A 21,413-nucleotide genomic window follows, 5' to 3' on the forward strand; every position below is an offset into this window, starting at 1 on the left:
CGAAATCGGACTGCCAACCGCGACGACGGTGCGCTCCCCTCCCCCTTGCGGGGAGGGGTCGGGGGTGTGGGTCCACGCGCACGCGGCATGTGATGCGCGCTGATGCTCTGTCGAGGACACCGGCCATCGTTGATACATCGAACCGCTGAGCAACCGAGCGTAAGCCGCGGCAAGACCTGCATAACGATCGAATGCACTCACAACGATTTGCGTTCGGAGACCCCCCAACCCCTCCCCGCAAGGGGGAGGGGAGCCGACCACCACCGTGGTTGAAAGCTCGACTCTCACGATGACTGCAGCGGTCGACCGCAGCGTGCGCCCAAACAAAAGGGCGCGCCAGCCGCGCGCCCTTCAAAAAGCCGAAGCCAGGCCGCTCAGAACCGCTTGACCTCGATGTTGTGCTTCTTCAGCGCGTAGCCGATCTGGCGCGGCGTCAGGCCGAGCAGGCGGGCGGCCTTGGCCTGGACCCAGCCGGACCGCTCCATCGCCTGCACGATGCGGTCGCGCTCCGGCACAGCGCCGCCCTCCATGCTATCGGAATACTCGCCGTCATCGGCATCGATCGCCGGCAGCTCGACGGGAGCCTCGACCGGCGCCGACGTCCGCGGCAGGATCGGCAGCGGCACCATCGGCTGGCCGCGCGGCGGCGGAGGCGTCACCGTATTGCCCTTCCACAGGATCGCCGACATGCACTCGTTGCGACTGCAGGCGAAGTCGTCCATGCCGATCGCCGAGCCCGTCGCCATGGTCGCGGTCCGCTGCACGCAGTTCTCCAGCTCGCGCACATTGCCAGGAAAGCCGCAATGCATCAGCACCTCGATGGCGCTGACGTCGAAGGTGAGATCGCGCTCGTTCTCGCAATTGAAGCGGCGCAGGAACTCGCGCGCCAACTGCGGGATGTCGCTGCGCCGCTCGCGCAGCGGCGGCAATTTGATCGGCACCACGCTGATGCGGTAGTAGAGGTCGGCGCGGAACTCGTTGCGCGACACCGCCTCCTCGAGATTGCGGTTGGTGGCGGTGACGATGCGGACATCGACCTTGATGGTCTGGTTGCCGCCGACGCGCTCGAACTCCTGCTCCTGCAGCACGCGCAGCAGCTTGGCCTGGAACGCCGGGGAGATCTCGCCGATCTCGTCGAGGAACAATGTGCCCTTGTCGGCCAGTTCGAAGCGGCCCTTGCGAGCGTTGATCGCGCCCGTGAAGGCGCCCTTCTCGTGGCCGAACAGCTCCGACTCCAGCACCGTCTCCGGCAATGCGGCGCAGTTGATCTTGATGAACGGCCGCTTCGCGCGATTGGACAGTTCATGGATCGCCTTCGCCACCAGCTCCTTGCCGGTGCCGGATTCCCCGCGCAGCAGCACCGGCGCATTCGACTTGGCGACGACGTTGATCTTCTCCAGCAGCGCGCGCAGCGCCGGGCTGTCGCCGACGATGCCGTCGACCAGCACCCTCTTGCGATCCTTCGGCACCGGCTTCAGTTCCGAGAGCTCCTTCTGCAGCCGGTGGCTTTCCGCCATCAACCGCTCGCGGTCGCGCGCCACGACGCGATGCAGCTTGATGGTCTGGCCGATCAGATTGGCGACCATGGTCAGGAAGCGCACATCGGAATCCAGCCGGAAGACGGCGCGGCCGTCCCAGACCCGGTCGATCGTCAGGGTGCCGACGACGCGCTGGTCGATGCGGATGGGAACACCGAGGAAGGACACACGGGTGTCGGCGCCGGCGCCGAGCGTGGCCGCATCCGCATCGCTGAAGGCGGGATGATCGGCGACGTTCTCGGCGATCAGCGGCACGGCGGTGGCGACGATCTGGTCAATGGCCTTCTGCGGCAGGCGCTCGCGATAACGCTGGTCGCTGCCTTCGCTCCACCCGGCCCCGACTGCGAGATCGGGAATGCCGTCATCGGCGAGCAGCGACACCACGCCGTGGCGCATCTGCATGAAGGACTGCAACAGGTTGACGACATTGGCGAGGGTGATCTCCAGCCGCGTCGGCGCGGCGAGAATTTTCGAGATTTCGAAAATTCCGGTCAGCGCGATCTCGCTGAGCGGGATCGGCGCGGCGTTGGACCTGACGTCCTGAGCTTCGACCTGACGTGTTTCCGTTTGGACCATCGTCGCTTCTCTGATCGTCACGAACGCCTTGGTGAAGCCGCCCGTGATTGTAGGTGTTCTAACATCCTCCCTTAACCGCAGATGATTGTCGTGCCTAACTTTGCTGCATTGCCGCAGAAGTAGTGTGCAACGGACAGATCAGAAAAGCTGCAGGCTTTCATGATGTTAACAAATTAGTTTGCACCCGTGACGATGCGTGCATTGCACGTCCGCCCGGGCGGCAAAGACGATGCGCCTGACGATTTCGCGTTGTCTTCTCGACATCTAGTATTCGCGTATCCGCCGGCATGTTTGCGACCGGATCGCAACGGACAACACCTGAACACCAACTTTCCACGTCCGGCCCGCCGCTCGACTCCTTCGGCTGCCAGCCGCGGCATGACGCGTTCACATCCGCGTGTCGGCCGCGCGCGGCTGTGATCAACCTAGAGGTGCTGCCCCCCGTTGATCTGAATCTCCTCGCCGGTCACGTAGCTCGCCGCATCCGAGCACAAAAAGAACAGCACCTTGGCGACCTCTTCCGGCGCGCCGATCCGGCGCATCGGAATCAGCGGCGAGAACCGCGCCTCGGTCTCCGGCGACACCATCTCGGTCTTGATCTCGCCCGGCGCGATGGCGTTGACGCGGATGCCATGCGGCGCGAAGTCGTGCGCCATCTCACGGGTGAGGCAGGCGAGCGCCGCCTTCGAGGTCGCATAGGCTGTGCCCGCAAACGGATGGACGCGGGTGCCGACGATCGAGGTCACGTTGACGACCGCGCCCTGCCCGCGCTTCAGCTCCTCGAACAGCCCGCGCGCCAGCAGGATCGGTCCGAGAAAATTGACGTGAAAGACGGTCATCCAGGTTTCGACCGAGGTCGACAGCGAATCCAGCCGGCCGCCGTCGCCGGCCTTCGGAGAGATCGCGGCATTGTTGATCAAGGCATGCAGCGGCGCGCCGTCGAGACGGTGCTTGATGTCGGCAATCGCACGCGGGATCGCCTTGCGATCGCTGAGATCGACCTGGACGTGATTGTCGGGACCGGCGTCCCACGGACAGCGGCCGCCATCGAAAGGCTGGCGCGAGCAGGTGATGATGCGCCAGCCGGCGTCGGAGAACAGCTTTGCGGTCGCATGACCGATGCCGCGCGAGCCGCCGGTCAGCACGAGCGTTTTCTGCTCGGTGCGCGCGGGCCGCTCGGCGGCGGCCATGTCTCGATGGAACGGGCAGGCCGTGATGGTCCCGGCCGCCTCGATGACGGGTTCGCGGACGTCCTGGTCGAGATCGAGGCTCACCTCATCCGTCCTGATCCTGCGCCGCAACGCCACCAGGACGCCGGCTACCGAGCTTCGGCTGCTGCCTTTGCCTCAGACGTGGTCTGGGCGCAGGCTCCGCGACGATCGGAAATACCAGTGGTATCGCCATGCTCCGGTTGTGCAGATTCCGGGCCAGCGAAAACAGCGGGCAAAGCAGCCTTTTCCTGTCGGGTTCGCGACAGATTGGCGGGTTCTGGACACATCCCGCGTCGGCTTTGGACCGCGTCCTTCGCAAGACCGTCAAAGCGCGATCGTTTTCAGAACGATGGCCGATGGTCCAACTCTTGCTCGACGGAACCGATCATTCGAACTGGAAGACCGCTTGTCAGTCGAACGACGGACAGCCACGAGACGCCAACAGCGTATGGACCAGGACATGGGGACGAATGCAGTGCGCTTCGCCGTGGTCCTCGGGACCAACGACGTCGCGTCGGCGATCGGCGTGCATCTGCATCGTGCCGGCTTCTGCGTGGTGCTGTCGCATGATCCCAATCCGCCGGTCATGCGCCGCAAGATGGCGTTTCACGACGCCCTGTTCGGCGACACGGTCCGCGTCGAGAACGTGACCGGCGAGCGCATCGAGAGCACGATGGAGGTGTTCAAGGCGCTCGGTAATCCCCGGCACGTCCTCGTCACCCCACTCGGATTGCTCGATCTCCTGCCGGTCCGTACCATCGACGTCCTGATCGACGCGCGGATGCAGAGGCGCGAAGTGACCCCGGACCTGCGCGGCATGACGCGGCTCTCGATCGGCATCGGTCCGGGTTTCTCGCCGTCGGCCAATTGCGATATCGCGATCGAGACCCGGCCGGACCGGGTCGGCCAGATCGTACGCCAGGGCTGGACGCTGGCAACGGATGATGTCGGCGCGCTCGTCGGCGTCGAGTGCCTGGTGCATTCGCCGCATGAGGGCCGATGGCATACTCCGATCGAGATCGGCACGCGCATCTACAAGGGCTTCGTGATCGGCCATCTCTCCGGCGCGCCGGTCACGGCCCCCCATGACGGCATCCTGCGCGGCATCGTCCGCGACGGCAGCGACCTGCCGGCCGGCATCGCGCTCGCCGAGATCGATCCACGCGGCCGTCATGCGCAGTGGACCGGGATCGATGCGCAGGGACAGGCACTCGCCCAGGCGACGCTGGCCGCCATGCGGCTGCATGTCGCGCACTGCATCAGGACGAGCGCGAGCCTGCCCGCGGACCTGCCCGCGGATCAGATCGTTTCGAACGATTCTGATTAGCCCGCGCCCTGCGCGCCGGCCTTGGCATCCCGGTTGCTTATCGTTTGCAGGAGCGAGCAACAGCCATGATCATCTGTTCCTGCAACGTCATCAGCGACACGGCCATTCGCGACGTCGTCACGGCGGCCGACATCACCTTCGGCTCGCCGGCGCAAGTGTATGATTGTCTCGGCTGCACGGTCCAATGCGGCCTCTGCTCGCGCTCGGTGAAACGGATTCTCGACGAGCGGCAGGCTGACACGGCCGTCGCGGCGGTGTGGCCGGTGAAGCCCGAGCCGGCGCCGTGCGCGATGATGTCCGCCGCGTAGCTCCGACACGGATTTGTCGGATGTCGGACAAAGGCGACAACGCCGAGCTGCACACGTCTATCCGCATCGCAGTCCGTCACCTCAATGCGTGTTGCTCTCGCTCCACGTCTCCAGGTCCTTGGCCGCCTCCGAGCGCTGCTCCTTCTCCGGCTTCTCGGCCCAGGGCTTGTCGGTCTGCTTCATCGAGCCCCAGTCGCTTTTCTGGCGCGGATCGTCCTTCGGCGTTTCCTTGCTCATCAGCTCGCTCCTTGTCCGCTCGCGCTCCCTGCGTGGCAATCATCGGGACAAGACGAAGTTCCAAGGCATGCTCGCCATAGGCGATCTGCCGCGGAGCTGCCGCCGCGTGCTCCGCGCTGCAAATTGCGAATAGCCGGTCGGATGGTTCGTTGCGGCCGGACTCACGCCGCGTCGGCCGGCACCATCGCCTCGATCGTGACGCCGGCGCCGGTGGAGGCCACCGTCAGGGTGCCCCCCAGCGCCAGCAGCCGCTCGCGCATGCCGGTGAGGCCGAAGCCGAGCTTGTGCTCCGGGCTGAACCCGCGGCCGTCGTCGCGGACGCGCACCCGCGTATAGCTGCGGCGATGGCCGGCCGTCGTCTGCTGCAGCGGCTCGATGGTGACGTCGACCGCGGTGGCCTCGGCGTGGCGGAACACGTTGGTCAGCGCCTCCTGCACCACCCGGTAGATCGTCAGCTCCGCCGTCTCGTTGCTGCGCACGACCGTGTCGGTGAAGCTGGTCTCGATCGCGACCTCCGGGCGCGACTCCCGCCACAGCCGCACCAAAGCGCCGAGCGCCTCGCGTAAGCCAAGCTCGGCGAGGCCGACGGGCCGCAGCCGCTCCAGGATGCGGCGGTTGAACTGCTGCACGGCGTTGACCTGGTCGAGGATCGCCTGGCCGTGCCGACGCATCGCGGCGACGTCGAGCGTCGCAGCCTCCGGCAAGCGCATCAGCGCGCTGGCATGGGCGCGCAGCGCGAACAAATGCGGCCCGAACTCGTCATGCAGCTCGCGCGCGATCTCCTTGCGCTCGTGGTCCTGCAGCGACACCGTGCGCTCGGCCAGGCGGCGCTTCTCCTCCACCGCCTCGCCGAGCGCGCCGGCGAGATGGTTGAGCTTGGCGCAGAGCGCCGCGAGCTCGGGCGCGCCGCCCGGCTTGACGCGGGTATCGTAGGCGCCGGCCTCGATCCGGCTCATCGCGTCCGACAGATCCGAAAGCGGCGCCAGCGCGCGGCCGACCACGAGCATGGTGATCGCGAACAACGCCAGCCCGACCAGCGAGCCGACGACGAGCTGGGTGACGATGCCGTCCCAGATCTCCGCGATCTCGTCGTCGGGATGCGAGGTGATCACCAGCGAGTCACTCTGGCCGGCGACGATGACCGGCATGCTGACCGAGGTCTTGTCGGGATGCACCAGTGCGATGAACCACGCCGGTGCCGCGCGGCCGACGCCGGGAGAGGGCGGAGTCTGCGCCGGCATTCCCTGCCGTCTCACGCTGACGTGACGAAGCTGTCGGAGATCGCCGACGATCCGGTCCAGCCGCGCGTTCGGATCCGGCGCGTCGTTGACCTCGTCCATGATGGTCTCGACGAAGGCCCGCGTCAGGCGGATGACGCTCTGGTCCTCCGCCAGCACGCGCGGCGCCGCCTCCAGCACGAGACGGCCGATGTTGATGGCGAGGCCCAGCGTCAGCAGCAGCGCCAGCAGCACGTTGATGCGGGTCCGCAACGACCAATTCTGCCACATTCTCTCCGCCTCACCGCCACCGGGTTTCATGCGCACTCACATTGACAGACAAATCCGCCGGCGATCTAATTGCAACATCATGCAATACCGCGCAGCATGCATTAATGATGCATCGCAACAATGACGCGAGTTGGAAGTCCGGGACCCCAAGGCCATGCGCGTACTGATCGTCGATGACCATCCCATTGTGGCATCAGGCTGCCGGGCCCTGCTCTCGACCGATCCGGAGCTCGAGCTGATCGAAGCCGCGGACGCCGAGAGCGGCGAAGCCGGCTTCATCGCGCGCCGGCCGGACGTCTGCGTCGTCGACATCAACCTGCCGACCGTCTCCGGCTTCGAGCTCGCGCGGCGCATTCTCGCCCACGACGGCAATGCCCGGCTGATCATGTTCAGCATGAACGACGATCCGGTGTTCGCCGCGCGCGCCATCGACATCGGCGCCAAGGGCTACGTCTCCAAGAGCGGCGATCCGAACGATCTTGCCGAGGCGATCCGCGAGGTCGCGCGCGGCGGCAGCTATTTGCCGCCGGCGATCGCGCGCAGCATTGCCTTCGCGGGCGCGGCGGTCGCGCAGAGTCCGCTGGCGAAACTGACCTCGCGCGAGCTCGAGATCCTCCGCCTGCTCAGCGCCGGCAAGAGCCTGTCGGAGATTGCCTGGCTGATCCACTCGTCCTACAAGACCGTCGCCAACACCTCCTCGATCATCCGCCAGAAGCTCGGCGTGCGAACATCCGGCGAGCTGGTGCGTTTGGCGATCGAGAACGGCGTCGCTTGACTCGTCCCGATTGAACGACGCAGCCTGACACGCGTTGGCGGCACGCGCGCCAGCGGCCTGACATCATTGCCGAACAGGTGATCCCATGACGCTTACGACCGTCTCCCAGAACAAATCCCATGGCGGCGTCCAGGGTGTCTACCGCCACGCCAGCCAGGAGACCAGGACCGAGATGACGTTCTCGGTGTTCGTGCCGCCGCATGCCGACGGCGCGAAGCTGCCGGTCGTCTGGTATCTCTCCGGCCTGACCTGCACCCACGCCAACGTCACCGAGAAGGGCGAGTTTCGCGCCGCCTGCGCCGAGCTCGGCCTCGTCTTTGTGGCGCCCGACACTTCGCCGCGCGGCGACGGCGTGCCCGGCGATCCCAACAACGCCTATGATTTCGGCCTCGGCGCCGGCTTCTATGTCGACGCGACCGAGGCACCGTTCGCCAAGAACTACCGGATGTGGAGCTACGTCACCGAGGAGCTGCCGAGCGTGGTCGCGGCAAACTTCCCGGTCGATCCGCGCCGGCAGTCGGTGATGGGCCACTCGATGGGCGGCCATGGCGCGCTCACGGTGGCGCTGCGCAACCCCGACCGCTATCGCGCCGCCAGCGCGTTCTCGCCGATCGTGGCGCCGTCGCAGGTGCCGTGGGGCGAGAAGGCCCTGGGCGGCTATCTCGGCGCCGACAAGGCGGCGTGGCGCAAGCACGATGCGGTGGCGCTGATCGAGGACGGCGCGCGCGTCTCCGACCTGCTGGTCGATGTCGGCACCGCCGATCAGTTCCTGACCCAGCAGTTGCGCCCGGAGTTGCTCAAGGCCGCTTGCGACAAGGCCCACATCCCGCTGCTTCTGCGCAAGCAGGAGGGCTACGACCACAGCTACTACTTCATCTCGACCTACATGGCCGATCATCTGCGCTGGCACGCCGCGCGGCTCGGCCGCTGACATCAGCCGCAGCCTTGATTTGCCCGACGGGCGCGATCGCGCGCCCGTCGAGGCAATGGCATGATTTTCACCGTCCGATCATCTCCTGCGCGCGCAGGCCGATTTCCGCAGGCCGCGCAAGGCGATCACCGCGTCCAGTGCGTCGGGGAAAAAGATTCTGCTTTCGCTTTTCCAGAAAACATGATTGTATCGCGCCGTCCCGCCTTGTCGAGAGGGCGTATCGCGGTCGTCACGAACGTGGAGGTGGGATGCGGTGGACGCCGGCGGCGCGCAGCATGCTCGCGAGAGCGTGCGGACGAACGCGCCGCGGCGTACGGCCAAGTCGCGTGGTCCTGGCATCCCGATGCCGATGCCCCCGCGGCGGCGCGCGAAAGCGCGTCGTCGCGCACGGTGACCAGAAAGCCCGGCGCACCGGGGAGAACGCGAAGCAACCGTTAAGACCATCCGCGCAGGGAGGGCCGGGATGTCCCAGCCGAACCTGTGGTACCTGCCGCCTGCATTTTCTTCTGCAGGCGGGCCATGGGGGCGGCAGGCTCCCGGCCTTCCCTGCGCCTCTCTACTTTTCGAGGGGCGATCGACATGCACAGCTCGGGCGTCATCCGCCGCGAGAACGCACCGTCATATCTCGTCGGCTACTGCGCCTGCGGCGCACCGTAGTTCGGCGCCAGCAGGCGGTTGCGGATCAGCCAGGCCATGGTGCGCGTCCAGGATTCGTCGGTGTTGCCGCGCATGTCGGCGGTCATTGCCGCGACCGGCTTCCCGGTATGCGCGTCGCGCAGATAGATGTTCATGTTGAGGATGAGATTGGAGACCTTCTGCACCGTCCCGGTGATGGCGAGATCGGCACCGATGTCGCCCGCGAGCTTGACGTCGCAGCCGCCGCAGGCCTGCAGATTGCTGTGGTGCGCCGCATCGTTGACGGGGGCGATGTCAAGGACGCGAAAACGTCCGGAATCCTGCAGCGCCGATCGCAACTGCTCGGCGGCGTGCGCCAGCCTGGTCTGCTCGTCCTGGCGCGGGCCCTGCACCTCGCCCTGCAGGCTGGTGTCGATCAGCTCGAAGTCAAACACCGCCACCTTGGTCGGCTCGGCATGCACTGATGTCGCAGACATCAGGATCAGGAACGCGAAGAGAACGGCAGGTTTCAAGGTCGTGATCCGAAATGACGCGACAGCGGCCAAAAGTGGGGTTGAAAGCTAGGCCAATTCGTTCATCTTGCAAGACGAAACCTCGCCGGAAAAGGACGAGGGAACAGTGGGAGGACATGTGGTCCTGGGAGTTCTGGCCCGATCTCTGATCGGCGCGATCGGCCTCATCGCCGCCGCAACCGCCGCCAGCGCGGCGGAGCCGGTCGACATCGCGATCGGCTATCTCGGCCGTAGCGGCGTGCCGCAGACGTTGTCGCCGCTCGACCAGCCGGCGGCCGATGATGGCGTGGCCGGCGCGAAGCTCGCGATCGAGGACAACAACACCACCGGCAAGTTCCTCAACCAGCGCTTCACTTTGATCGAGCGCCGCATCAAGGACGAAGAGGACGCGGCGCAGGCCGCCAATGAGCTCGCGGGAAAAGCCGGCTTCATTCTCGCCGACCTTCCGGCGGATGCGCTGCTGAAGGTCGCAGACGCCCTGCGCGGACGTGGCACCACCCTGCTCAATGTCGGCGCCACGGACGACCGCCTGCGCGAGCAGGACTGCCGCGCCAACGTCATCCATGTCGCCCCGACACGCTCGATGCTGGCCGATGGGCTTGGGCAGTATCTGGTATGGAAGCAGTGGAAGCGCTGGTTGCTGGTCACCGGCTCGCACGACAACGACAAGCTGTTCGCCGACGCGCTGCGCCGCGCCGCCACCCGTTTCGGCGCTAGAATCGTCGAGGAGCGGACCTTCGAGGACACCGGCGGCGCGCGGCGCACTGACTCTGGCGTGACCCTGATCCAGCGCCAGATGCCGGTGTTCACGCAGAAGGCGCCGGCCTATGACGTGCTGGTCGCCGCCGACGAGAGCGAGGTGTTCGCCAACTACCTGCCCTATCGCACCTGGGATCCGCGCCCCGTCGCGGGCTCCGCCGGCCTGCGTCCGACCAGCTGGGATCCGGCGCAGGACCAGTGGGGCGCGACGCAATTGCAGAACCGCTTCATGAAGCTGGCATCACGCCGCATGGACGCGTTGGACATGCAGGCCTGGATGGCCGTGCGCATGATCGGCGAGGCTGCCTCGCGCACCAACTCCGGCGACGCAAAGACGTTGACCGACTATCTCAAGGGCCCGAACTTCACCATCGCCGCCTTCAAGGGCACGAGGCTCTCGCTGCGCGACTGGAACCTGCAACTGCGCCAGCCGATCCTGCTGGCTGACGGCCGCATGATCGTCTCGGTCTCGCCGCAGGAGGGTTTCCTGCATCAAGTCTCCGAGCTCGACACCCTCGGTGTCGACCGCCCCGAAACCAAGTGCAAGCTGCAATGATGTCGGATTGGAAGATGTTGATGACGATGCGCAGTCCGACAACCAATGTGGCTATCGGTCTGGGGCCTCATGGTTCGAGACGCGCCCAAGACGGCGCTCCTCACCATGAGGGGCGAGATCACGGGGAGGTTCAGCAGCAAGGTCTCGAGCGCGCATGGCTTGGATCTAACCGCGCACACCGGCCTCGTCCTGAGGAGCCCGCCGGAGGCGGGCGTCTCGAAGGACGGCCACGGCTTCGCAGGTATGTCGGCATGGCAGCCAGCCTGCTCACCGCCGCGCTGTGGCTGGCCCACGCGTCGCCCGCCTCCGCCTACGTCGCCTTCGTCTCCAACGAAAAAGGCAACACCGTCTCCGTCATCGATACCGACACATGGACCGTCACCAAGACCATCAAGGTCGGCCAGCGGCCGCGCGGCATCGCGTTCACGCGCGACGGCAAGTTCGTGATGGTCGCCGTCGGCGATGACGACACCATCCAGGTGATCGACGCCAGGAAGATGGAGGTGGTGGACACCCTGCCCTCCGGCCCGGATCCCGAGCTGTTCGCGCAGGACGCCGCCGGCAAGACGCTCTATGTCGCCAACGAGAATGACAACACCGTCACCGTGCTCGACCTCGAAAAGCGCGTGCGCATCGGCGATGTCCAGGTCGGCGTCGAGCCCGAGGGCATGATGCTCAGCCCGGACGGCAAGATCCTGATCTGCACCTCCGAGACCACCAACATGGCGCATTTCATCGACACGTCGACGCGCCAGATCGTCGCCAACGTGCTGGTCGATGCGCGGCCACGCTATGCCGAGTTCAAGAGCGACGGCTCGGAACTGTGGGTGTCGGCGGAGATCGGCGGCACGGTGTCGATCATCGATCCCGCCAAGCGCGAGGTCACCGGCAAGATCAAGTTCGCCGTGCCCGGCCTGCGCAGCGAGGCCATCCAGCCGGTCGGCATCGCCCTGACCAAGGATGGCAAGACCGGCTTCGTCGCACTCGGCCCCGCCAACCGCGTCGCGGTCGTCGACGGCACCACCCACGAGGTGAAGAAATATCTCCTGGTCGGCCAGCGCGTCTGGCACATGGAATTCACGCCGGATGAGAAATATCTTCTGGTCACCAACGGCGTCTCCAACGACGTCTCGGTGATCGACGTCGCGGCGCAGAAGGTGATCAAGACCATCCAGGTCGGCGAGCTGCCCTGGGGCATCACGATCGCACAGCCATGACGATGCAGAACGCACCCGCTCTCGACGCGACAGGCGCCACGCCGCAAACGGCTCCCGACCAGGTGCCGGCACTGTCGGTCGTCGGCGTCAGCCATTCCTACGGCGCACGCAAGGCGCTCAACGACGTCAGCTTCGCCGTGAGGCCTGCGAGCTTCACCGCCCTGCTCGGCCTCAACGGCGCCGGCAAGAGCACCTTGTTCTCGCTGATCACGCGGCTGTTCGCGGTGCAGACCGGCCGGATCGGCATTTTCGGCCATGACATCGGCCGTACGCCCGGCGAGGCGCTGCGGCTGCTCGGCGTCGTGTTCCAGCCGCGCACGCTCGATCTCGATCTGTCGCTGACTCAGAACCTGCTCTATCACGCCGCCCTGCACGGCATCTCGCGCCGCGAGGCCCGCGCCCGCAGCGAGGAGCTGCTGACCCGGATCGGTCTCGCCGACCGCGCCGGCAACAAGGTGCGCGACCTCTCCGGCGGCCAGATGCGCCGCCTGGAAATCGCCCGCGCCCTGCTGCACCGGCCGCGCCTCCTGCTGCTCGACGAAGCCACCGTCGGGCTCGACGTCAAGGCGCGCGCCGACATCGTCGGTCATGTCCGCCAGCTCGTCGCCGAGCAGGGCATCGGCGTGCTCTGGGCCACGCATCTGTTCGACGAGATCGCGCCGACCGACGATCTCGTGGTGCTGCATCAAGGCCGCGTGCTGGCGCGCGGGCCTGTCCCGCAGGTCATTGCCGAAGCCGGCGCATCCGACGTCAACGCGGCGTTCGCGCGGCTGACGACGCAGGCCAGCCCGGCGCGGAGCGAGCCATGACCGTCACGACAGTTCACGCTCCTGCCACACCACGCAGCGGCTTCTCGGCCGGTGAGTACATCACCTGCCTCTCCGGCATCGTCTGGCGCGAGGGGCTGCGCTTCCTGCATCAGCGCGAGCGCTTCATCTCGGCGCTGGTGCGGCCGCTGGTCTGGCTGTTCATCTTCGCTGCCGGCTTCCGCCAGGTGCTCGGCATCTCGATCATCCCGCCCTACGAGACCTACATCCCCTACGAGGTCTATATCGCGCCCGGCCTGATGGCGATGATCCAGCTGTTCAACGGCATGCAGTCGTCGCTATCGATGGTCTACGACCGCGAGATGGGCAACATGCGCACCTTGCTGGTGAGCCCGCTGCCGCGCGGCTATCTCCTGTTCTGCAAGCTGCTCGCCGGCACCGCCGTCTCGGTGCTGCAGGTCTACGCGTTTCTCGCCATCGCCTGGTTCTGGGACATCACCCCGCCGCCGATGGGCTATCTCACCGTGCTGCCGGCGCTGGTCCTGTCCGGGCTGATGCTCGGCGCGCTGGGCATGCTGATCTCCTCCGGCATCAAGCAGCTCGAGAACTTTGCCGGCGTCATGAACTTCGTGATCTTCCCGATGTTCTTCGCCTCGTCGGCGCTCTACCCGCTGTGGCGCGTCGAGGAAGGCAGCCCATGGCTCGCTTATCTCTGCGCGGCCAACCCCTTCACCCACGCGGTCGAGCTCATCCGCTTCGCGCTCTATGGCAAGCTGAACTGGGTTTCGCTCGCGGTGGTCGGCGGCTGTACCGCCGTGTTCATGATCGGCGCGATCCTGGCCTACGATCCGTCGCGGGGTCTTGTCAGGCGTGGTCCCGGAGGCGAGGCATGAGGTTGAGAACGATCCTGGCGGCCGTCGCCATCGCAGCGTCAGCAGGCGCTGCGATGGCCGCCGATCCGCGCTATCCGGATTGGCCCTGCCCGCAGGCCAAGGTGCCGGAAATCTCCATCGCGGCCGTGTGGTCCGGCCCTGCGATCGACGATGTCGGCGCGAGCTGGAAGGACGACGCCAAGATCGCGGAGCTGGTCGCCAGGCTGGCGGCGCGCCGCATCCCGCTGGAGCAGGCGCAGAAGGACGTCGCCGATTTCCTGACCGGTACGCCCGAGGAGAAGACCCGCAAGGGCAAGCTGCTGTTTGCCGGCCTTTTCGATACGCTGAACGCCCAGCGGACGTCGGTCATGAACGGCCTCGAGCGCGTCATGCGCAAGCAGCGCGAAGCGGTCGAGAAGGTGCGCGGCGACACCATCGCGTTGCAGGAGATGCACAGCGGGCCCAACCCGGATCAGGCCAAGGTCGAGGAGATGACCAACCAGTTGAACTGGGAGACGCGCATCTTCGAGGACCGGCGTCGCGTGATGAAGTTCGTCTGCGAGGTCCCGACCGCGATCGACCAGCGCCTGTTCGCCCTGGCCCGCGAGATCCAGCAGGACATGGAGTAGCTGATTTGATGCGCTCTCGCCGCCCTCTCCGCTCACTCCTCAGGCCGCGGCTCGGGCTGCGTCTGCTGCAGCGGCAGGTCGGCGCGGCTCCAGCCGTCGGTCCCGTCGGGGTACCAGGCGATGTTGCGATAGCCGTAAGTCAGCGCGCGCCGCGCGGCATTCCACGACATCCAGCAATCTTCGAGGCAATAGAACACGAGCAGACGACCGAAATCGCCACCCGATGCATGGGCGAGGCCACGCTTCAGATAGTCCTCAGTCTGGGGTGCCAGCACGCCGTAGCCGGTATCGGGCAGCCAGATGCTGCCGGGAATGTCCAGGCGCGGCTGCTCGCGCCACACCGTCCCGGCCGGCAGGTTCTTCGGCTTGGGCGGCCGCGGCAGCACATCGACGAAGGCGGCCGATTTTGCGCGCCAGATCGCCTCGGTCTCCCGCGTCGACAGCACGCGCGCTCCGCTCAGGGTCGTCGGCACCGGCGCGCGATAGTTCTCGGTGCGATAGCTGTCCGGCTCCGGCACGAGATCATCGGCCCGCACCGCCACGGCGATCAGCAGCACGCCTGCCAATGCCGCAGCGGTGAGCCGACCGATCATGGCTTCGCTGCAGCCTCGGCGGTGATCAGATGATTGCTCTCGTCCAGCAGCGGCACCCCGAAGTCCAGCAGGATCTTGTTGATCTCACCCTGGTTCTCCTGGATCAGCTTGTTGAGCTGTCGCCGCCAATTCTGGTCCGCGCCACGGACGCCCATGGCGATGCGATAGATCAGCTTCGGCCCGCTGGTCTCTTTCACAAGCGGCGTGACGTGCAGTTGCGGGCTCGCCTGCTTGGCATAGTAGCCGGCCATCGGCCCCCACAGCACGCCGGCATCGATCTCGCCGGACTTCAGATCATTGATCATCGCCTCCGCCGAGGAATCGACGCGGGTGTCGATCATCAGCGGATAGGGCTTTGCGGTCGGCATCAGGCCGGCCAGCGCCATGTTGGTCGCCGGCGGCGTGCCCGCCACGATGCCGATGTGCTTGCCCTTCAGCTTGGCGTCCTCCAGCGTCGTCACATCGGAGAGATCGGAGCCCGGCTTGGTCACGATCGCGTAGGCCGTCCGGTAATAGGGACTGGTGCTCTGCACCAGGTCGTCCCCTTGCGGAAAGCCCATGATCACGTCGCAACGGTGCGAGCCGAGCGTCATGCGCACGAATCCGGTGGCCTGCGGGAAGAACGTGTAGTCCACCTTCTTCTGCAGCTTGGCGGCAAAGAGCTCGGCCAGCTTGTTCTCGAAGCCGTCGCCCTTCTCGTTCGAGAACGGCAGGTTGCGCGGATCGGCGCAGACCCTGAGCACCTTGGGATCGACCAGCTCGATCGACAGGTCCAGGCCGTCATTGCTCTGCGCGAAAGCGGCGGCCGGTCCGAGCAGAGTGAGCCCCGCGGCAACAGCCAGCGAGCAGGCAAGTTTGTGACGCTTCGTCATCCGTATTTCCATCCCTATCGAACGCATCGCGGTATTTTTGAAAATGCTAGGCCGCCGGCCGCGCGGGTGCAACAGTCGCCGTCATCGCGAAGAGTTGACCCAGTGCTGCGCCGCAGCGTCCATGGCCTGATGAACAGGTCCCACGCGAGCAAGGCAAGCCGATGGTGAGGCATCCGATCATTGCGATCATCGCCTGGTGTGCGCTGGCGCTCGGCGGCGCCGCTCTTGCCATGCCCCCGGAACTCGAGGTGAGCGAGATCGCGCCCGGCGTGTTCGTTCACATCGGCCAGACCGCGCTGATGAACGCGGCGAACGAAGGCGCCATCGCCAATGTCGGTTTCATCGTCGGCGGTGACGCGGTCGCAGTGATCGACACCGGCGGCAGCGTCCGCGAAGGCCGCGCGCTGCTGGCCGCGATCCGCGCCCGTACCGACAAGCCCGTGCGCTACGTCGTCAACACCCATGCTCATCCCGACCATCTGTTCGGCAATGCCGCCTTCGAGGCGGACGACACCCGCTTCGTCGGCGCCAAGAACCTGCCCCGGGCGCTCGCCCTGCGCGGGCCGCACTACATCGAGGCGTTCCGGCGCCTGATGGGCGCCGAACTGATCGACGAGGTCCGCCTCGTCGCTCCGTCGATCCTCGTCGATGACGAGATGGCGCTCGACCTGGGCGGCCGTACCCTCACGCTGAAGGCCTGGAGCACCGCGCATAGCGACTGCGACCTGTCCGTCTATGATGACCGGAGCCGGACCTTGTTCGCCGGCGATCTCGTATTCCTGCGTCACATCCCAGTGATGGATGGTAGCCTGCGCGGCTGGATCGCCGACATGGCCGCGCTCGCGGCCATCCCGGCCGAGCGCGTCGTCCCGGGCCATGGCCCTGTCAGCCCCTGGCCACTGGCGCTCAGTGACGAGCGTCGCTACCTCGACACATTGGCCCACGACGTTCGCGGGCTGATCAAGGCGGGCAGGCCGATCGCCGACGCCGCTGGGGCCGCCGGATCGGAGCGCGGCAAATGGGAGCTGTTCGACGACTACAATGCCCGCAACGCAACTGCAGCATTTTCGGAAATGGAATGGGAATGAGGCGGGTGACGCGCTATGATCGTTAATCCACCAGACTGCCTTGGGAGGACTGCGCCATGATCGGGCTCCGCTTGCCGTCCACATTGCTTCTCGGGGTATGCCTCGCGTTTGCCTTCGCACCTGCGAAAGCCGCTGATGGTTATGATCCATGGCCGGGACTCGTCCAGGACATCTTCAACAATAAGGCGATGCAGGACGGCACCAATGTGCTGTCGATCGAGATGCCGACGCGCGCCGAGGATGCCTCGGTGGTCCCGGTCACCCTGCGTAGCAAGCTGTCGCCCGCCGACGAGCGCCGCATCAAGACCATCACGCTGGTGATCGACCAGAATCCTGCGCCGATGGCCGCCAAGTTCACGCTCGGCGCGGACGCCAATGTGACTGCGATCTCGACGCGGGTGCGCGTCAACAACTACACGGACGTGCATGCCGTGGCCGAGCTGACGGATGGTCAGCTCTATGTGGTCAAGACCTTCGTCAAGGCGTCCGGAGGCTGCTCGGCGCCGGCGGCGAAGAATCCGGACGAGGCCAAGGCGCGCATCGGCCAGATGCGCTACCGGCAGTTCACGCAAAGCAGCGACGGCGCCACGAGCGGCATCCGCGAAGCGCAGGTCATGATCGGGCATCCCAACAATTCCGGGCTCCAGATGGACCAGGTGACGCAGCTCTACATTCCGGCCTTCTTCATCGACCGGCTGACGCTGTCGCAGGATGGCAGCCTGGTGCTGTCGGTCGAAGGCGGCATCTCGATCTCGGAGGATCCCAATATCCGCTTCACCTACGTGTCGAACGGCGCCAAGCAATTCCATGCGGAAGCGAAGGATACGCAGGGCCACGTGTTCGAGCACGATTGGCCGGCCGACGGTTCAGGAACCTGATGCGGCAGAGTAGCAGCGCTTCAGAAGCATCTGACTTCGGCTTCGGCCTGCGCCCGGTGGAGATCGTTCAGCGCGTTGGCGGCCTGCTCGGACGTGCGAAACTGGGTGCCGAGATTGCTGTGCACCTGGGACATGCTGAGGACGGTCTCGGCCGTGACGTAGCGCTCATAGGGGATGATCGAAGCGATCACGTCGATCGAGCAGGAGCACTGCGCGATCGCCTCACGGGTCTCGCCATTCGCCTTCATGCAGCCGAATACATATTCGGCCCGCGCCGTGGTCGGATAGTCGTTGAGATCCTCGCCACGAGCCGGCCCGCCCAGCGCAATCATGGCAATGAGGGTGGCGACAATCGGTCCTACCGGAACAGCACTACGCATCACAGTCCTCCGCGGCATCGCAGCCGAAGCTATGCTAAGGGAATGAGGCTGAAAAGAACACATCTCGAGGAAACGCAGACGGGCTCATGACGCAGATCGGTCGTTTGTTGATGGCGATTGTCGCCTGCGCCCTGCTGCCGGTCACGGCGTGCTGCGCCGCCGAGACCGTCAAGGTTGCGGTGCAGAAGACCGGCACCTTCGCCTGGGAGCTGGCCGTGATCCGTTCCCACCAGCTCGACAAGCAGGCGGATATCGCGATCGATGCGATCGAGCTGGCGAGCCCCGAGGCCGGCAAGATCGCGCTGCGCGCCGGCAATGCCGACATCATGGTGTCGGACTGGCTGTGGGTGTCGCGCGAGCGTGCGCTCGGCGCCAAGCTCACCTTCTATCCCTATTCGAGCGCGCTCGGCGCCGTGATGGTGCCGGCGGCCTCGCCGATCAAGACGCTTGCCGATCTGAAGGGACGCAAGCTGGCGGTGGCCGGCGGCCCGCTCGACAAGAGCTGGCTGCTGCTGCAAGCCACGCTCAAGCGCGACGGCGTCGATCTGAAATCGCAGGCGACCATCACCTACGGCGCGCCGCCGCTGCTGGCCGCCAAGCTGGCCGACGGCGAGATGGATGCGGGCTTGAACTACTGGAATTTCTGCGCGGCGCTGGAGGCAAAGGGCTTCCGCCGGCTCGCAGGGGTCGAGGACCTGCTGCCGCCGTTCGGCGCCAAGGGCCGCACCGCGATGATCGGCTACGTCTTCGACGAGGACTGGGCCGCCAAGCACCGCGATCTCGTGGCACGCTTCCTGTCCGTCACGGCCAAGGCCAAGGAGATCCTGGCGACATCCGACGCCGACTGGCAGACGATCGCCCCGCTGACCGGCGCGCAGGACGACGCTACCTTGCGCGCCTATCGCGACCGCTATCGCGAGGGCATTCCGCGCCGGCCGATCGCCGAGGAAGAGGCCGACGCGCGCATCCTCTACGGCGTGCTCGCTTCGATCGGCGGCCGCGATCTGGTCGGCCCGTCTCCGGAGCTCAGTCCCGGCACCTACTACAGGGCGGATGCGAGGGATTAGTGCTGCGCTTGTTGTCCTTTGCGCTCCTGCTGGCCACCTGGTGGATTGCCGCGGCTGTCGCCGGCAGCGCCAAGCTGCCATTGCCATCGGCCGTGCTTGCGGTTGCGGTGGCGGAAGCGCGGTCCGGCGCGCTGTTTCTGCATCTCGGCGCTACGCTCGCCCGCGTCGCCCTCGCTTTCACGCTGTCGATGGCACTCGGCTCGGCGATCGGCTTTTTGATGGGGCGCAGCCAGCTCGCCAACCGCCTGGGCGATCCCTGGCTGATCCTGCTGCTCAATCTGCCCGCGCTGGTGGTGATCGTGCTCGCCTATATCTGGGCCGGTCTCACCGAGGTCGCAGCGATCGCGGCGATCGCGATCAACAAGCTGCCGACCGCCGTCGTCACCTTGCGCGAAGGCGCCCGCGCGCTCGATCCATCGCTCGACGAGATGGCCAAGGTGTTCGCCTTCCCGCGCGGACGCATCCTCCGCCATGTCCTGCTGCCGCAACTTGCGCCTTATATTGCGGCGGCCGCGCGCTCCGGCCTGTCATTGGTCTGGAAGATCGTGCTGGTCGCCGAGCTGCTCGGGAGGCCCAACGGCATCGGCTTCGAGATCGGCGTCGCCTTCCAGCTGTTCGACATTCCGCTGCTGCTCGCCTACTCGCTCAGCTTTGCCGCCGTGGTGCTGGTGATCGAGGCCGTCATCGTCCAGCCGTTCGAGCTGCGCGCATCGAGGTGGCGGCTCCGTGCGGCTTGAGGTCGATATCAGGTCCAAGAGCTACACCAGCGCCAATGGCAAGCGCCAGGAGGTGATTGCGGGCATTGCCTTTGCGCTGCAGCGGGGCGAGGTCGGCGTCGTCGTCGGTCCCTCGGGCTGCGGCAAGAGCACGATGCTGCGGATCCTCGCCGGTCTGGACAACGACTATGAGGGCCACGTCGCACAACCCGCCGGCGCCCGGCTGGCGATGGTGTTCCAGGAGCCGCGGCTGCTGCCGTGGCGCTCCGTCGAGGACAATGTCCGGCTGGCAGCGCCCGGTGTCGCCGAGGACAGGCTGGCCGCCATCTTCGGCGTGCTCGAGCTCGAGGGACATCGCAGCCATTTTCCCGGCGAGCTGTCGCTCGGCCTCGCCCGCCGCGTCGCGCTGGCGCGGGCGTTTGCAGTGGAGCCGGACTTCCTGATTCTCGACGAGCCGCTGGCTTCGCTCGACGACGCGCTCGCCGCGCGGCTGCGCGAGGAGATCGCGACGCTCGTGGCCTCGCGCCCCATGATCACGCTGCTGGTCACGCACAGCATGGACGACGCGGCACGGCTCGGCGACCGGATCTTCCTGCTGTCCTCGCGCCCCGCCCGTCTGCTTCATTCAGTCCCGATCGACCTGCCGCGCGCGCAGCGCAACAACGACGCGGTCGCGGCAATCAAGGCCGATGTGGCGCGACTGGATTTTTCCGTGTCATAGTCACGGCAAAGGACATCGGACTCCAAGGGAAAACGCCATGAGACGCGCATTCGCCGTGACGGCGATCATTCTGTTCGGCATCCCGCTCGCGACCGCCGCACAAAGCAAGGGCATCCGGCTCTGGAATCTGACCACCGCAACGATGACCGGCTTTCAGCTCTCTCCGGCCGGCCAGAACAACTGGGGACCGAATCAGACGCTGAACGACAAGGACAAGGAGCTCGATCACGACGAACGGCTGAAGCTGACCGGAGTCGAGCCTGGGCGCTACGACGCCAAGGTGAGCTATGCCGGCGAGCGCCAATGCGTCGTTCGCGGCCTCGACATCACGGCCGACGCCGTGGTCTCGGTGGCGGACAAGGACCTCAAGGAATGCACGAAATAGGCGGCTGACGCGCCTGCGGCAAAGCCGGCCTCAGGCCTTGTCGTTGCTGTGCGGATATTCGCAGCGCCATCGCACTGCAGTCCATTTCGGGTGCTCGCCGATCCACTGGGCGATGTAGGGCGGCGCCTTCATCGCGCATTGCTGCAGCGAGGCGCCGCCATCGGCGAAAACGAGATGCTGCTCCTCGCAGGTGGCCGGAGACAGCACTGCGCAGACGGTGATGACGAGATCGATGGAGCTCATGGCTCGTTGTCCTTCGATAAGCCTGAAACAGCTTATCTGAAACTACGACATCCGGCTGCATCAGTTTCTCCGCCCGCAACAAATTATGCAGCGGAACCGAGGCTGGAGCGA

At 66.2% G+C, this 21,413-nt stretch carries 24 protein-coding genes; 15 read left to right on the forward strand and 9 right to left on the reverse strand.

What is annotated here, in order from left to right; translation table 11 throughout:
* Positions 1-374 precede the first annotated feature (374 nt).
* Both nifA and QW845_RS22440 read right to left on the reverse strand, forming a co-directional pair.
* A complete protein-coding gene (nifA, locus tag QW845_RS22435; protein WP_315803703.1) occupies positions 375-2,114 on the reverse strand; it encodes a nif-specific transcriptional activator NifA in 1,740 nt (579 codons plus the stop codon).
* A gap of 425 nt (positions 2,115-2,539) precedes the next feature.
* Positions 2,540-3,388 (reverse strand): SDR family oxidoreductase, encoded by an 849-nt coding sequence (locus tag QW845_RS22440; RefSeq protein WP_315803704.1) that lies wholly within the window; start codon positions 3,386-3,388, stop codon positions 2,540-2,542.
* A gap of 397 nt (positions 3,389-3,785) precedes the next feature.
* Between QW845_RS22440 and QW845_RS22445 the strand changes: the two genes are divergently transcribed.
* Complete coding sequence (locus QW845_RS22445; RefSeq protein WP_315803705.1) at positions 3,786-4,652, forward strand: xanthine dehydrogenase; 867 nt, start codon at positions 3,786-3,788, stop codon at positions 4,650-4,652.
* A 65-nt stretch (positions 4,653-4,717) separates the two neighbouring features.
* Complete coding sequence (locus tag QW845_RS22450; protein WP_315803706.1) at positions 4,718-4,960, forward strand: bacterioferritin-associated ferredoxin; 243 nt, start codon at positions 4,718-4,720, stop codon at positions 4,958-4,960.
* An 81-nt stretch (positions 4,961-5,041) separates the two neighbouring features.
* On the opposite strand, the gene QW845_RS22455 is transcribed toward QW845_RS22450, so the two are convergent.
* Both QW845_RS22455 and QW845_RS22460 read right to left on the reverse strand, forming a co-directional pair.
* The gene (locus QW845_RS22455) at positions 5,042-5,197 is read right to left on the reverse strand and encodes a hypothetical protein (RefSeq protein WP_315803707.1); all 156 of its coding nucleotides are present in this window, start codon (positions 5,195-5,197) and stop codon (positions 5,042-5,044) included.
* 161 nt (positions 5,198-5,358) lie between these two features.
* Positions 5,359-6,705 carry an ATP-binding protein gene (locus QW845_RS22460; RefSeq protein ID WP_315803708.1) on the reverse strand — a complete coding sequence of 449 codons (1,347 nt, stop codon included), beginning with the start codon at positions 6,703-6,705 and terminating at the stop codon, positions 5,359-5,361.
* A 154-nt stretch (positions 6,706-6,859) separates the two neighbouring features.
* Between QW845_RS22460 and QW845_RS22465 the strand changes: the two genes are divergently transcribed.
* Both QW845_RS22465 and fghA read left to right on the forward strand, forming a co-directional pair.
* On the forward strand, positions 6,860-7,480 hold the full coding sequence (locus QW845_RS22465) for a response regulator transcription factor (protein ID WP_315803709.1): 621 nt from the start codon (positions 6,860-6,862) through the stop codon (positions 7,478-7,480).
* An 85-nt stretch (positions 7,481-7,565) separates the two neighbouring features.
* Entirely contained in the window at positions 7,566-8,411 is an 846-nt protein-coding gene (gene fghA, locus QW845_RS22470; protein ID WP_315803710.1) for an S-formylglutathione hydrolase, read from the forward strand.
* Between the two features lie 632 nt (positions 8,412-9,043).
* On the opposite strand, the gene QW845_RS22475 is transcribed toward fghA, so the two are convergent.
* Positions 9,044-9,523 carry a DUF3280 domain-containing protein gene (locus tag QW845_RS22475; protein WP_315803802.1) on the reverse strand — a complete coding sequence of 160 codons (480 nt, stop codon included), beginning with the start codon at positions 9,521-9,523 and terminating at the stop codon, positions 9,044-9,046.
* A gap of 169 nt (positions 9,524-9,692) precedes the next feature.
* On the opposite strand from QW845_RS22475, the gene QW845_RS22480 reads away from it, so the two are divergent.
* The 5 genes from QW845_RS22480 to QW845_RS22500 all read left to right on the forward strand — a co-directional run bounded on the left by QW845_RS22480 (position 9,693) and on the right by QW845_RS22500 (position 14,359).
* Positions 9,693-10,874 (forward strand): ABC transporter substrate-binding protein, encoded by a 1,182-nt coding sequence (locus tag QW845_RS22480; RefSeq protein ID WP_315803803.1) that lies wholly within the window; start codon positions 9,693-9,695, stop codon positions 10,872-10,874.
* A gap of 251 nt (positions 10,875-11,125) precedes the next feature.
* A complete protein-coding gene (locus QW845_RS22485; RefSeq protein WP_315803711.1) occupies positions 11,126-12,091 on the forward strand; it encodes a YVTN family beta-propeller repeat protein in 966 nt (321 codons plus the stop codon).
* 2 nt (positions 12,092-12,093) lie between these two features.
* Positions 12,094-12,900 (forward strand): ABC transporter ATP-binding protein, encoded by an 807-nt coding sequence (locus QW845_RS22490; protein ID WP_315803804.1) that lies wholly within the window; start codon positions 12,094-12,096, stop codon positions 12,898-12,900.
* Complete coding sequence (locus QW845_RS22495; protein ID WP_315803712.1) at positions 12,897-13,751, forward strand: ABC transporter permease; 855 nt, start codon at positions 12,897-12,899, stop codon at positions 13,749-13,751. Before QW845_RS22490 ends, QW845_RS22495 begins: the two co-directional genes overlap by 4 nt.
* Positions 13,748-14,359 carry a hypothetical protein gene (locus tag QW845_RS22500; RefSeq protein WP_315803713.1) on the forward strand — a complete coding sequence of 204 codons (612 nt, stop codon included), beginning with the start codon at positions 13,748-13,750 and terminating at the stop codon, positions 14,357-14,359. The genes QW845_RS22495 and QW845_RS22500 overlap by 4 nt, the downstream gene beginning before the upstream one ends.
* 32 nt (positions 14,360-14,391) lie before the next feature.
* Here QW845_RS22500 and QW845_RS22505 read toward each other — a convergent pair whose 3' ends face one another.
* Positions 14,392-14,952 (reverse strand): PQQ-dependent catabolism-associated CXXCW motif protein, encoded by a 561-nt coding sequence (locus QW845_RS22505; RefSeq protein ID WP_315803714.1) that lies wholly within the window; start codon positions 14,950-14,952, stop codon positions 14,392-14,394.
* Positions 14,949-15,824 carry a substrate-binding domain-containing protein gene (locus tag QW845_RS22510; protein ID WP_315803715.1) on the reverse strand — a complete coding sequence of 292 codons (876 nt, stop codon included), beginning with the start codon at positions 15,822-15,824 and terminating at the stop codon, positions 14,949-14,951. The genes QW845_RS22505 and QW845_RS22510 overlap by 4 nt, the downstream gene beginning before the upstream one ends.
* 161 nt (positions 15,825-15,985) lie before the next feature.
* Between QW845_RS22510 and QW845_RS22515 the strand changes: the two genes are divergently transcribed.
* Both QW845_RS22515 and QW845_RS22520 read left to right on the forward strand, forming a co-directional pair.
* Positions 15,986-16,912, forward strand: coding sequence for a quinoprotein relay system zinc metallohydrolase 2 (locus QW845_RS22515; protein WP_315803716.1), 927 nt, complete (start codon positions 15,986-15,988; stop codon positions 16,910-16,912).
* 56 nt (positions 16,913-16,968) lie between these two features.
* A complete protein-coding gene (locus tag QW845_RS22520) occupies positions 16,969-17,790 on the forward strand; it encodes a quinoprotein dehydrogenase-associated SoxYZ-like carrier (protein ID WP_315803717.1) in 822 nt (273 codons plus the stop codon).
* Positions 17,791-17,810: 20 nt separating this feature from the next.
* On the opposite strand, the gene QW845_RS22525 is transcribed toward QW845_RS22520, so the two are convergent.
* Positions 17,811-18,170: a hypothetical protein gene (locus QW845_RS22525; RefSeq protein ID WP_315803718.1), complete on the reverse strand. Its 360-nt coding sequence runs from the start codon at positions 18,168-18,170 to the stop codon at positions 17,811-17,813.
* A gap of 86 nt (positions 18,171-18,256) precedes the next feature.
* Between QW845_RS22525 and QW845_RS22530 the strand changes: the two genes are divergently transcribed.
* From QW845_RS22530 to QW845_RS22545, 4 genes are read left to right on the forward strand one after another with little or no spacing between them, the layout of a single operon-like run.
* Positions 18,257-19,237, forward strand: a complete 981-nt coding sequence (locus tag QW845_RS22530; protein WP_315803719.1) for an ABC transporter substrate-binding protein — start codon at positions 18,257-18,259, stop codon at positions 19,235-19,237.
* A complete protein-coding gene (locus tag QW845_RS22535) occupies positions 19,237-19,974 on the forward strand; it encodes an ABC transporter permease (protein ID WP_315803720.1) in 738 nt (245 codons plus the stop codon). The genes QW845_RS22530 and QW845_RS22535 overlap by 1 nt, the downstream gene beginning before the upstream one ends.
* A complete protein-coding gene (locus tag QW845_RS22540) occupies positions 19,964-20,674 on the forward strand; it encodes an ABC transporter ATP-binding protein (RefSeq protein ID WP_315803721.1) in 711 nt (236 codons plus the stop codon). The genes QW845_RS22535 and QW845_RS22540 overlap by 11 nt, the downstream gene beginning before the upstream one ends.
* Positions 20,675-20,711: 37 nt before the next feature.
* Positions 20,712-21,059, forward strand: coding sequence for a hypothetical protein (locus QW845_RS22545; RefSeq protein ID WP_315803722.1), 348 nt, complete (start codon positions 20,712-20,714; stop codon positions 21,057-21,059).
* A gap of 30 nt (positions 21,060-21,089) precedes the next feature.
* On the opposite strand, the gene QW845_RS22550 is transcribed toward QW845_RS22545, so the two are convergent.
* Positions 21,090-21,302 carry a hypothetical protein gene (locus tag QW845_RS22550; RefSeq protein WP_315713207.1) on the reverse strand — a complete coding sequence of 71 codons (213 nt, stop codon included), beginning with the start codon at positions 21,300-21,302 and terminating at the stop codon, positions 21,090-21,092.
* Between the last annotated feature and the right edge of the window lie 111 nt (positions 21,303-21,413).

Source organism: Bradyrhizobium sp. SZCCHNS3002 (assembly GCF_032377435.1).
In the GTDB taxonomy this organism is placed as follows: domain Bacteria; phylum Pseudomonadota; class Alphaproteobacteria; order Rhizobiales; family Xanthobacteraceae; genus Bradyrhizobium.